This is a genomic window from Bergeyella anatis, from assembly GCF_036016955.1.
Taxonomy (GTDB): domain Bacteria; phylum Bacteroidota; class Bacteroidia; order Flavobacteriales; family Weeksellaceae; genus JAYWXI01.
Genome location: NZ_JAYWXI010000002.1, coordinates 164,730 through 175,675, shown reverse-complemented (window position 1 = coordinate 175,675; position 10,946 = coordinate 164,730). Strand labels below are relative to the sequence as shown.

Sequence of the window (10,946 nt, the reverse complement as noted above, 5' to 3'; positions counted from 1 at the left end):
AAGAAATCGAACCTTTAACCCAAAATCCCGGCTTATGTCGGGATTTTTTTTATATTTGTTGCTTCAAAAAACTTAATCAGAAATGGATTTTGCTAAAATTTTGCTTAATGCTCACCGAGGGTTTGCTTACCTCGAATTGACCCTTGTCGGTGTTTTTGTTCTTATGCTTTTACTGGCTATGTTTGGTTATTCCGGAAAAATCAATAAAGGACTACGAAAGGTTACACTTTTCACAATGATTTTCTTCCATCTTCAGTTTTTGGTGGGAATAGTCCTGCTTTTCGGTACTTCCGGATTTTTAAATAGTATCGAACAACTCGGAATGGGCGGGCTGATGAAAAATTCGGCATTACGTTTCTCCTACATCGAGCATCCTTTCTCCATGTTGGCGGCCGCCGTTTTAATGACCATCGTCAACAAAAAAGTAAAATCCAACGAAAAGCTGAACTTCGGCATCGTTATCCCGGGACTTATTGCCGTGGCTTTATTTCTCTTTGCTTTTCCGTTTTCCAAACTTTTCGGAGCCTAAACTAACCCCTTGATTACTACCACATGAAAGTTGCAGTTGTAGGAGCCACCGGAATGGTCGGCCAAATCATGTTGAAAATACTTGAAGAGCGTAATTTCCCCGTTACGGAACTCATTCCCGTAGCCTCGGAAAAATCCGTCGGAAAAACAGTGGAATACAAAGGAAAACCTTACCCCATTGTCTCCATGCAGGATGCCGTAAACCGACGGCCGGATCTCGCTCTATTTTCTGCCGGAGGAAGCACCTCCTTGGAATGGGCTCCAAAATTTGAGCAGGTAGGAACCTTTGTCGTTGACAATTCTTCAGCATGGCGGATGGATCCGAGTAAAAAACTCGTCGTACCGGAAATCAATGCCCATGTATTGACGGCGGAAGACAAAATCATTGCCAACCCTAATTGCTCGACCATACAGTTGGTAATGGTGCTCAACCCGCTTCATCAAAAATACAAAATCAAGCGAGTCATCGTATCCACCTACCAATCCGTAACGGGCACAGGCAAAGCCGCCGTGGATCAGCTAAACGATGAAATTCGCTCCTCCGTCGATGGAAACCCTTGCACCGTCGCCAAAGTCTACCCTTACGAGATTTTCAAAAATGCACTGCCGCATTGCGACGTATTTGACGAAGGCGGATACACGAAGGAAGAATTAAAACTAATGAGGGAGCCTAAAAAAATCATGGGAGACGACAGCTTCCAGCTGACAGCCACAGCGGTAAGAGTTCCCGTCCAAGGCGGCCATTCTGAAAGCGTGAATATCGAATTCGAAAACGAATTCGATTTGGATGAAGTTAAATCCATCCTCTCCCAAACCAGCGGTGTGTCTCTTCAGGACGATGTTGCCCAAAATATCTACCCTATGGCAAAATACGCCGAAGGCAAAGACGAAGTCTTCGTGGGAAGACTTCGAAAAGACCCTTCCCAACCCCATGCACTCAACTGCTGGATTGTGGCCGATAACCTGAGAAAAGGGGCCGCCACCAACGCCGTGCAAATTGCCGAGTACCTCGTAGAGAAAAAATTCATCTAATTCCAATCCCGCTCAAAGCGGGATTTTTTTGTTAGCCTCATCAAACAAAAACATTCATCCCCTTGAAGTCCCAAATCCCTTCCGGCACGGTAAATTTCCGTTTCCAAAGAATCGTAGCCTTTATCAGTCTTATCCTTTTCGCTGGTAAACTCCTCGCTTGGCAAATCACCAATTCCGACGCTGTTTTTTCCGACGCCATGGAAAGCATCGTCAATATTATTGCCGCATTCATGGGGTTATATTCCTTACATTTGGCGGCTAAACCCAAAGATCACGATCACCCTTACGGCCACGGAAAAATAGAGTTCATCACTTCCGGAATCGAAGGAGCCCTTATCATTTTTGCCGGACTTATGATCATCATCGAGTCCGCAGATTCCATGTTCCAAGGCAATGCCCTAAAACAACTGGATCACGGCATCTTCATTATTGCCTTTACAGCTCTAATCAACTACTTCCTCGGCTATCTTTCCATTAAAAAAGGAAAAAAAGAAAACTCCGCCGTACTCGTTTCTTCAGGAAAACACCTCCAAAGCGACACCATGACCACCATCGGAGTCGTCGGAAGTTTGATTTTGGTCTATTTCACCCAAATAAACTGGCTGGATGCCTTATTTGCTCTTCTTTTCGGCGGCTACATCATTATCGTAGGCTACCGCATCATCAGAAAATCGCTAGGCGGCATTATGGACGAAACCGATACAGAATTGATAAAACGTCTAGCCGATACGCTTTCCCAACACCGAAAGGCCACCTGGGTGGATGTTCACAATGTAAGAATACAACAGCACGGCAGTAAACTCCACATCGACGGACACATCACCCTGCCCTACTATCTCGAACTAAGAGCTGCCCACGAAGAAATGACCGAAATGATTAAGTTAATCGCCCAAAATACCGATCGTCAGGTGGAGTTTAATTTTCATATGGACGACTGCAAACCCTTCTCTTGCGAAATATGCAAAAATGCCGATTGCCCCGTCCGAAAAAAAGAATTTGTCCAAAACATTCCTTGGAACGTCCAAAACATTACCCAACCCGATAAACACCGAAAAGAAGGCTAGCCTTTCTTTTTTTCAAGCTCCCGGCGGTAATAAAACATCGGCACAAGAAGAAGCAAAAAAAGCGGCTGGATGACAAAACGCCTCACATAAAAGGAAAAAAGCTGCCCCACCGCAAATTGCGAACCAACACAATACAAATACAATGGAAACGTAACCCCAAATACAATGCCTAACAGCAAAGCCGCTTGCTTCGTCCACCGTGGATTTCCAAACATGAAATGAATGACAATCAGCGAGAAGAAAAGATTAAGAAAAAAACGAAAAAAATGCCCCACAATAAGCCTTAGCCAATCCACCGAAGGGAAAGCCTCCGAACTGGCGGAAGAATGAAAATATTCCAAAAAAGGATCATAAAAAAGACGATCCTCCATGACCCTCACCAAGATAAGGCCCGAAATTCCGACCAATACCATCAGCCCATTAACGACGCGTTTCATTCGATTTCAAAGCAAAAAATTTAACCCATACCAGCCACAAAACCACTACCGTTCCGTAAATGACCGCAGGAAACAAATAATCGTGCCCCATTTTCGTGTATTCGGGCCGCTCCACCATCAAAATATTTAGTCCCGCTATGCGCAGTACGTTCATGCCGTGAAGCATCAAAAGCCCTATACCCGTAAAAGCAAACGTCTTCAATCCCTTGTAAAAAGCAAAAACGAAAGCCAAAAATAAAATCATGATGGAAACACTATTGCACCCTTCCACCATCATCGTCCGATAGTCTCCCGATACATAAAAATAGGTGGCGTCGTATTTCCGAGAAGGCACAAACCAAGAAGGATACCCCAACCAAGACTGCAGCTTTACCACTTGCTCGCCCACCCACGTGGAAAAAGGATCCAAACCCGTTCCTTCAAAAAAATGAAGGTAATACTGATACCCTCCCAATAAAATCAGGTAGATTAAAAGAAAGCGGAGCAAAATCCACAAAACGGGTTTAAAATCCTCAAGCATAAGACAAAGATATGAAATTCGATCTCATTTTATTATATTTGTGCTTTGCACGATTATTTTGGAACGAGCTTCTTCATTTTTCAACCGTCATTTTGGCCGTTCGGCCGAGTGTTTTTCGGCTTTGCCTCAAAGCGGGTCTTCAAGGGTGAACTATATTGCCTCTCTTGACGGCAAAAACTATGTCGTTACCTTTAATGAAAATTTACGAGAGAACCGAAGTTTTATTTATTTTTCCAATCTTTTTGAAAAATTAGGCCTTAATACGCCGAGTATTCTAGCGGTTTCCGACGATCAGACGCTTTACATTCAATCGTTTTTAGGGTCTCAAACCCTCTCCGAATACCTCTCGGAAAAAGGACTGACCCCGGAAACAAAAATGCTCGTAAAGGAAGTTTTGGAAAAACTTTATATTTTTCAGCAAACGACCGAGGGCAAGGTTGATTACGCCCAGACTTTCGAGTACGAACGCTACGACCGGATTCCCATTCTCCACGATTTGAATTATTTTAAATTTATGTTTGTGGACGTTTTGGAGCTTCCTTACCACAAAACCACCTTGCTGAAAGAGTTTGAAACTCTAGCACAACACATCGAAGGGTTAAAACCTCAAACGCTGATGATTAGGGACTTTCAATCCCGAAACATCCTAATCGACCCTAATGCCCGCCTTTCGTTTATCGATTACCAATCGGCCATGCAGGGGCCTGCCATGTACGATGTGGTTTCTTTTCTTTATCAGGCCAAAGCCAACTTTCCGGAAGACTTTCGTAAAGCCATGATTGATTTCTACGTGAATTTGCATCCCGACTCTCAAAAAAGAGCCTTTCTCTACGAATCGGTAGGAGCCGTCCGACTGATCCGAAATCTTCAGGTATTAGGCGCTTACGGCTTTCGAGGGCTTGTACAAAGAAAGACGCATTTTACGGCCAGTATCGCTCAAGGATTAAAAAACTTGGAAGAAACCGCCACCGAATGGAAAAACCTTAGTGCCTTCCCGGAACTCCAAAATCTTATCGCGACTTTAAAAACGCCTGCCGTAGCACAAAAAATAGAAAAAATCATTCACTTTCAATAAAATACAGACACAATGCCTACATTGCATATCGACATCCATAGTTTTTCTTATAAAAAAGGGGGAATCCCAAAAGATCCTTCGGGTAACGGCGGCGGCTACGCCTTCGACTGTCGGGGCATTCTGAACCCCGGACGTTTAGAACCCTACAAAACCCTAACCGGAAAAGACGCCAGCGTGCAGGCGTTTTTGGAGACCCAAACCCGGATGCCCGAATTTTTAGAACATCTTAAAAAACTCATTAGCATCACTATCGAAGATTATTTGAGTCGGGGATTTGAAAACCTTCAGATCAATTTCGGCTGTACCGGCGGACAACACCGCTCGGTTTATTCTGCGGAAAAAATAGGAGCCTTCATACGGGAGAACTATCCTCAAACCCTCGTAACCATTCACCATGACGAACAGCCTCAACTCAACGTTTCTAATCCGTCCTAAAACCAACCGACTGCCATGAAAGCCCTTATTTTCGCCGCAGGCAAAGGCACCCGCCTCAAACCGTTTACCGATCGGCATCCCAAAGCTCTGGCTCCAGTCAACGGGGTTGCGTTATTGGAACGAAACCTTCGGTATCTGAAATCCTTCGGCATTACGGATTTTGTCATCAACATCCACCATTTCGGAGAACAAATCATAGATTTTCTTAAGCAGAAAGACCATTTTCAATGCCGCATCGAAATATCCGACGAGCGAAACCAACTGCTGGAAACCGGTGGCGGCTTGGTTTTTGCAAGGTCTTTTTTGGATCATGGCGAAGACTTCCTCATTATGAACGCCGATATCCTTACCGACCTTGACCTTAACCTGTTGGTAAAAGAACACCAAAAACATAAACCTTTGGCGACCTTGGCGGTATCGGATCGTTCCAGCTCGAGAAAGCTGCTCTTTGATGAGACCATGCGTTTGAAAGGATGGACCAACCTCCAAACGGGAGAAAAACGTTTGGCGTCGGAGGAAAAAGACTATTCCTTATTTTCCTTCAGTGGAATTCACTGCATCAGCCCGGCCATTTTCCAAAAAATAAAAAGAACCGGCGTGTTTTCCATTATGGACGAATATCTGGATTTGATGGCGGAAGAGAAAATCCGAGGTTTTCTCCACCAATCGCGACTGATTGACGTCGGACGCCCCGAATCGGTACTGGAAGCCGAAAAATATTTCAACTAAAAAAATCTAAAACAATGAGCAAGATAAAAAGAAGTAAAGGACTAACCAAAAAAATCGCAGGAAACGAAAACGAAATAGACCAAAGGGTGCAAAGTCATTTTCAGGAAAAAACATGGGACGAAACCATCACCAAAGACAGTTGGATGATTTTTAAAATCATGTCCGAGTTTGTCGACGGTTACGAAAAACTTGCCAAAATAGGGCCTTGCGTTTCCATTTTTGGTTCGGCCAGGCTAAAAGAAGACGACCCTTACTACCAAATGGCCGTGGATATTGCCGAAAGAATTACACAATTAGGTTTCGGAATCATTACCGGAGGAGGCCCCGGCATCATGGAGGCAGGGAACAAGGGCGCAAGAAAAGCCGGAGGGAAATCCATCGGACTGAATATCGAACTTCCTTTCGAACAGCACTTTAACCCGTACATCGACAAAAACTACTCGATGGACTTCAACTACTTCTTTGTAAGAAAAGTGATGTTCGTCAAGTATTCTCAAGGCTTCATCGTCATGCCCGGAGGCTTTGGCACCTTGGACGAACTCTCCGAAGCCCTTACGCTAATCCAAACGTATAAAATCGCAAAATTTCCAATCATACTGGTTGGCTCTGAGTTTTGGGAAGGGCTTTTGGACTGGTTCAAATCGACATTGGTGAAAAAAGGCATGATTGCAGAAGAGGACCTCAACCTCTTCCGCGTGGTGGATACTGCAGAAGAAGCCGCAGCACATATCAAAGCATTTTACGACAAGTACTCCATTAACGTCAATTTCTAATTGGCATATTATTTGACCTTTTATCGGGACGGTTGTTGGCAGCCATCTAAATTACAAAAGCCCAAAAAATGAAAAAATTAATCTACATACTTCCCTTGCTAATGGTTCTCTCGGTGATGAGTTTTACCGTGGCGGATTTTTTCTCGTCCATGACCAAAGTGGACTACGTTAGCGGAAATAAAACGTTAAAATTCACCACCAAAATGAACACCGGGCACATCTCGGATGCGATAAAAATCGACCGCAATACCGCCGGTTTTGAAGCCGAGGTCAAAAAGTATGTCAACAAAAATTTTGACGTTTTTGTAAATGGCGCCCCAAAAACATTAACCTTCACGGGAAGCCAAGTTAACGGGGAAAGCGTATGGGTCTATTTCGAGACCGGCGGAGTAGAAGAAATCAACACGCTTAAAATACGCAATACCATACTACTCGATACTTACCCCCGCCAATTCAACGTGGTAAATGTCGCCTACAAAGGGCGACAACAAACCATGAATTTCGTTCGGGGAAGAGAGGTCAACGAAGTCAGCTTTTAGATGACGACATGGCATAAATAAAAAAGCTGTACACTTTGTGTACAGCCTTTTTTTATTTCTATCGGACAGGGACGGACTGAGGCCTAGGCCGTTTATTTGCTTTTTCAAATTCTTCCTCTGCCTGGCGTATTTCCTCCTCGGTCATCGGCGTATCTCCAGGAAATAGAGACTGCCCCAATATTTTGGTTTCTGTCGGTGTTTCCACCTTTTTCTCAGGTTGTTTCAAAGTCGTTTTTCCACCGTCGGAAACCTCATCCAAATCGCTTTTCATATAACGCAAAATTTCCGTGGCTTTTACCCCTTCCGGCGTCTTGGGATAGTTCAGTGCAATCTGTTGCAATTGCAAAATCATAATCTCCTTGCCCGCCGTTTTTCCCGCATTAAAAGCATTGAGAAGATAAAACTTCGGCACCAAAGCATCCTGGGAAAAATCTTCCAAAGCCTTAGCCACCACCGCCTTAGACTCTTCGTAGTTCTCTTCCGAATAAAGACGAAAAGCCTCCTGATAACGCTCCTCGGCCCGAGGATCGAAAGAAGAAAATCCCGACTGCTTAGGATTTTTAACAAACTCGGCGTACGGCGTGTACGGAAACTCGCTCAGGATTAAAGCCTTAGCTTTTTCCGCATCCGACGGCGATTTTTCGTAATTCATGGAAAAAATCTGATACAATGCCTGAAGTTTCACTTCATCCTCCGGACGGTTATCCACCAAATCGTAAAGGGTTTTCGTAGCTAGTTTCGTATCCGAAAAATACTGTTCATACATCCTTCCTAGCCCTAAAGAAGCCGTATCCCGCTCTTTTTTCAAAGCCGAAATAACCTCGGCATCCGTAGGAATTTTTTCAATGTAAAACGAAGGCTCAAAACGACGGGGATTCTGAACCGCATCCAACCCCAAAGCCTCTTTTTTGACGTCATCCAACGATGCCGAACGGGTAGAAACCCGCCAGTTGTCTACCAACGAACGATTCCCCCAAAGCCGCTTGAAGTCGGCCTGCCCCTTACTTACCGTGTTTTGGTTGGCAAAATAAAACGTACTCTTATTTCCCGTACCCGCCGTAAAATCCTGAAACACGCTTCCAGTATTATTCGCAAAAATCGAATTGGCATTATAATCGCCCGTATCAAACCCCTCGGTGCGTTCTTTTTTCTTCTTTTCCGCTTCCTCCTTAGCCTCTTTAGCCTTCAATTTATCAATATACTGGGTAAAATAAGCCACCCGCTGAGGCTCGGACATTCGGGTAAGAGCAAGGATGCTGTCATTCTTCCGGACGAGATAATAATTGGAAGAGAGTTTTTTGATGTTTTTGGCAAGAAGCGTCAAATCCTCCTTCATCGGAGCATAAGTCATTACCGCCAAAGCCGAATCGTAATAAGCCCCCGCAGAAATGTAATCCTTTCTATCCGCATGGTACTTCCCAATTTCGTAGTACGTAAGCCCCCGAACTTGAGGATCCGACATCTTCAAACGCTTGGCTTGGTCAAAATAAACCTTCGCTTCCTCCGGCCTACCAGCTTTCGCCGCCATACGCCCCAAAGCATAGTAAAATTCGTTTTTACGGCTGGCATACGTCCCTTTTTTGGCAATCCCCTCCATGTATTTCTTCGCTGCATCGTAGTCCGCCTCGTTTCCTTCAAACGTATCGCCCGCCGCCAACTGAGCCTTAACTTCAAACTCAAAATCGTTGGCATATTTATAAGCCGTTACAAAACTCTCCCTCGCCTCTTCTCCCCGACCCAAATTTGCCAAAATCTGCCCCCGCAAAAATGCAATCCGACTCCGGAGTTCTCTGTTTTTATTTAAAGTGAACGCCTGACTCAACTGCTCCACCGCCGCTTCCTTTTTTCCCGAAGCCAATAAAGCTTCCGAAAAATAAACCGAGTGAAGCCTCGCATAAGCCTTCGGAAGAGGCGCATTATTCAGGTCGGAGAAAATTCCTTCCGCCTGATGAAAATCGCCCAATTTGGCATAAGCGTAAGCCTGATAAATTCTAGCCAATGCCACCCGCTTATCCTTCTTCATATGAAGAAAAATATACCCCAACGCATCCAGTGCCTCCAAAGCACGCCCCTGATAAAGTCGGGATTGTGCCAAAAGAAGATGCGCCTCAAACATTCTTTTATTCTTCTCTTCCCCCGATTTCTGAACCGAATATTTCGAGATCGCCTTCAGGGCCTTATTTTCCGCAATTTGCAAAGAAGACGCTCCACGCGTCCCCTGACGCGAACCGCCAACAGAAGAAAAAAAGCCACCTCCGCTTTCCGCAAAAGCCGAAGAACGGGAAATTTCGCCCCCTAAAGGCTCCTGCTCAAATTGCATGAGCGGAATGTACGGCGCATAAAAATCGTCCTTATGCGAAGCCTTGCGGTTTTGCAATTCGGCATGCAACGCCTCCTTACTGTTAAAAAGCGTATTATAGTAAGCAAAAAAACCAGCCGAAGCTCCGCTTCTTTTCTCAGGATTTCTAGATTTGCAGGCCACGGCAAAAATCAACACGCCAAAAGCCCAAAACAACGTTTTCTTCATCGTAAATTCATAACTAACTAACGGTTCTTTTTATTGTCTCTCTACCTCCGTTTTCCGCAAAAAAAACCACCGTAAAGTTATAAAAAGCAAACGGTTTCCACCTTAAAAAATAAGACGACCTGCTTTTTTCCTACCGAAATCCCCAAAAAACAGAAAATCCCCCCAAACCAAAAAGCCTAAACCCATCGCCGTAAAACATCGTAAACCCTATGCGTAGGCAAGCCCATAATCGTATAAAAACTCCCTTTGATTTCCCTAATTTTGGCCATCCCCAGCCATTCCTGAATGCCATAACTCCCCGCCTTATCCATCGGCTGGTAGCGCGAAACATAGTAGTCTATTTCGTCCGCCGAAAGCTCCCCAAAAGTTACTTCCGCCTTATCGGTAAACCGAATTTTCTCCGCTCCGAAGCGCAAAGTTACCCCCGTATAAACCTGATGCGTACGTCCCGACAAACGACCGAGCATCGCCTTGGCCTCTGACTCGTCTTTGGGTTTCCCCAAAACCTCATCGTCAAATGCCACAACCGTATCCGCCGCAATCAAGATTTCGTCCTCCGACAAATCCCCGTAAGCCGAAGCCTTCAAATCCGAAAGGTATTCCGCAATGGACGACACCGCCAAATCCGAAGGATAAACCTCTTCGCAATCCAAAGAAACCACCCTGAAATTCCCATAACCCAACCCCTCCAAAAGCTCTTTGCGTCTGGGCGAACGGGACGCCAATACTATTTTTTTCATTTTTTTCTTTCCAATTTAAACCGAACGGGTATCGTCCTCCGACCAAGTCCCCTGCACTTTCATCACCTGCTCAATAACATCCCGAACCGCACCACGCCCCCCCGGAACCGGAGAAACATAATCCGAAACCGCCTTGACTTCTGCCACCGCATTCGGAGGACAAGATGCAATTGCCGCACAGCGAAGCACCGGTAAATCCGGCAAATCGTCCCCCATCATCAAAACAGATTCGTCCCCCAAACCATAAGCCGATTTAAAATGCTCGTAATCCGAACGTTTATCTTTCGATTTAGGGTAATAATCCTTCACCCCCAAGTAAGCCAAACGGTGACGAACCATCGGATCGTCCCCGCCCGTAATCACTCCGATTTTATACCCCTGCTTCAGCGCTTTGACCACAGCATAGCCGTCCAAAACATTCATCACACGACACATGGCCCCGTCCGGCATCAGGTAAACACTACCGTCGGTAAACACCCCGTCCACATCAAAAACAAACGCCTTGATGTCCTTTAATCTGGTTTTATAAGACATTATTATGTTCCTT

The 10,946-nt window shown here is 45.0% G+C and carries 13 protein-coding genes; 8 read left to right on the top strand and 5 right to left on the bottom strand.

All coding sequences use genetic code 11. The features are described 5' to 3' along the window. Positions 1 to 82 precede the first annotated feature (82 nt). From VQ048_RS02360 to VQ048_RS02350, 3 genes are all read left to right on the top strand, one after another. Positions 83 to 529, top strand: a complete 447-nt coding sequence (locus VQ048_RS02360; protein WP_327610073.1) for a hypothetical protein — start codon at positions 83 to 85, stop codon at positions 527 to 529. 23 nt (positions 530 to 552) lie between these two features. Continuing rightward, positions 553 to 1,560 carry an aspartate-semialdehyde dehydrogenase gene (locus VQ048_RS02355; protein WP_327610072.1) on the top strand — a complete coding sequence of 336 codons (1,008 nt, stop codon included), beginning with the start codon at positions 553 to 555 and terminating at the stop codon, positions 1,558 to 1,560. 62 nt (positions 1,561 to 1,622) lie between these two features. Then, a complete protein-coding gene (locus tag VQ048_RS02350; protein ID WP_327610071.1) occupies positions 1,623 to 2,624 on the top strand; it encodes a cation diffusion facilitator family transporter in 1,002 nt (333 codons plus the stop codon). On the opposite strand, the gene VQ048_RS02345 is transcribed toward VQ048_RS02350, so the two are convergent. Together VQ048_RS02345 and xrtF are read right to left on the bottom strand one after the other, a co-directional pair. Continuing rightward, positions 2,621 to 3,061 (bottom strand): exosortase F system-associated membrane protein, encoded by a 441-nt coding sequence (locus VQ048_RS02345; RefSeq protein ID WP_327610070.1) that lies wholly within the window; start codon positions 3,059 to 3,061, stop codon positions 2,621 to 2,623. The genes VQ048_RS02350 and VQ048_RS02345 overlap by 4 nt on opposite strands. After that, a complete protein-coding gene (xrtF, locus tag VQ048_RS02340) occupies positions 3,045 to 3,581 on the bottom strand; it encodes an exosortase family protein XrtF (protein WP_327610069.1) in 537 nt (178 codons plus the stop codon). The genes VQ048_RS02345 and xrtF overlap by 17 nt, the downstream gene beginning before the upstream one ends. Positions 3,582 to 3,621: 40 nt before the next feature. Here xrtF and VQ048_RS02335 point away from each other — a divergent pair, with 40 nt between their 5' ends. From VQ048_RS02335 to VQ048_RS02315, 5 genes are all read left to right on the top strand, one after another. Then, a complete protein-coding gene (locus VQ048_RS02335) occupies positions 3,622 to 4,656 on the top strand; it encodes an aminoglycoside phosphotransferase family protein (RefSeq protein ID WP_327610068.1) in 1,035 nt (344 codons plus the stop codon). Between the two features lie 12 nt (positions 4,657 to 4,668). After that, positions 4,669 to 5,091, top strand: a complete 423-nt coding sequence (locus tag VQ048_RS02330; RefSeq protein ID WP_327610067.1) for a RapZ C-terminal domain-containing protein — start codon at positions 4,669 to 4,671, stop codon at positions 5,089 to 5,091. A 15-nt stretch (positions 5,092 to 5,106) separates the two neighbouring features. Further along, complete coding sequence (locus tag VQ048_RS02325) at positions 5,107 to 5,820, top strand: nucleotidyltransferase family protein (RefSeq protein WP_327610066.1); 714 nt, start codon at positions 5,107 to 5,109, stop codon at positions 5,818 to 5,820. Positions 5,821 to 5,834: 14 nt separating this feature from the next. Further along, positions 5,835 to 6,593: an LOG family protein gene (locus tag VQ048_RS02320; RefSeq protein WP_327610065.1), complete on the top strand. Its 759-nt coding sequence runs from the start codon at positions 5,835 to 5,837 to the stop codon at positions 6,591 to 6,593. 68 nt (positions 6,594 to 6,661) lie between these two features. Beyond that, positions 6,662 to 7,132, top strand: coding sequence for a DUF6702 family protein (locus VQ048_RS02315; RefSeq protein ID WP_327610064.1), 471 nt, complete (start codon positions 6,662 to 6,664; stop codon positions 7,130 to 7,132). A 58-nt stretch (positions 7,133 to 7,190) separates the two neighbouring features. Here VQ048_RS02315 and porW read toward each other — a convergent pair whose 3' ends face one another. The 3 genes from porW to VQ048_RS02300 all read right to left on the bottom strand — a co-directional run bounded on the left by porW (position 7,191) and on the right by VQ048_RS02300 (position 10,933). Then, positions 7,191 to 9,659 carry a type IX secretion system periplasmic lipoprotein PorW/SprE gene (porW, locus tag VQ048_RS02310; RefSeq protein WP_327610063.1) on the bottom strand — a complete coding sequence of 823 codons (2,469 nt, stop codon included), beginning with the start codon at positions 9,657 to 9,659 and terminating at the stop codon, positions 7,191 to 7,193. A 176-nt stretch (positions 9,660 to 9,835) separates the two neighbouring features. Continuing rightward, positions 9,836 to 10,399: a Maf family protein gene (locus tag VQ048_RS02305; RefSeq protein ID WP_327610062.1), complete on the bottom strand. Its 564-nt coding sequence runs from the start codon at positions 10,397 to 10,399 to the stop codon at positions 9,836 to 9,838. Between the two features lie 15 nt (positions 10,400 to 10,414). Next, positions 10,415 to 10,933, bottom strand: a complete 519-nt coding sequence (locus tag VQ048_RS02300) for a KdsC family phosphatase (protein ID WP_327610061.1) — start codon at positions 10,931 to 10,933, stop codon at positions 10,415 to 10,417. Positions 10,934 to 10,946 lie beyond the last annotated feature (13 nt).

Excerpts from the sequence above, each read along its gene's own strand:
- VQ048_RS02330 (WP_327610067.1), top strand. The coding sequence starts at position 4,669 with ATGCCTACATTGCATATCGACATCCATAGTTTTTCTTATAAAAAAGGG.
- VQ048_RS02300 (WP_327610061.1), bottom strand. The coding sequence starts at position 10,933 with ATGTCTTATAAAACCAGATTAAAGGACATCAAGGCGTTTGTTTTTGAT.
- VQ048_RS02305 (WP_327610062.1), bottom strand. The coding sequence starts at position 10,399 with ATGAAAAAAATAGTATTGGCGTCCCGTTCGCCCAGACGCAAAGAGCTT.
- VQ048_RS02345 (WP_327610070.1), bottom strand. The coding sequence starts at position 3,061 with ATGAAACGCGTCGTTAATGGGCTGATGGTATTGGTCGGAATTTCGGGC.
- VQ048_RS02315 (WP_327610064.1), top strand. The coding sequence starts at position 6,662 with ATGAAAAAATTAATCTACATACTTCCCTTGCTAATGGTTCTCTCGGTG.
- porW (WP_327610063.1), bottom strand. The coding sequence starts at position 9,659 with ATGAAGAAAACGTTGTTTTGGGCTTTTGGCGTGTTGATTTTTGCCGTG.
- xrtF (WP_327610069.1), bottom strand. The coding sequence starts at position 3,581 with ATGCTTGAGGATTTTAAACCCGTTTTGTGGATTTTGCTCCGCTTTCTT.
- VQ048_RS02325 (WP_327610066.1), top strand. The coding sequence starts at position 5,107 with ATGAAAGCCCTTATTTTCGCCGCAGGCAAAGGCACCCGCCTCAAACCG.
- VQ048_RS02360 (WP_327610073.1), top strand. The coding sequence starts at position 83 with ATGGATTTTGCTAAAATTTTGCTTAATGCTCACCGAGGGTTTGCTTAC.
- VQ048_RS02320 (WP_327610065.1), top strand. The coding sequence starts at position 5,835 with ATGAGCAAGATAAAAAGAAGTAAAGGACTAACCAAAAAAATCGCAGGA.
- VQ048_RS02355 (WP_327610072.1), top strand. The coding sequence starts at position 553 with ATGAAAGTTGCAGTTGTAGGAGCCACCGGAATGGTCGGCCAAATCATG.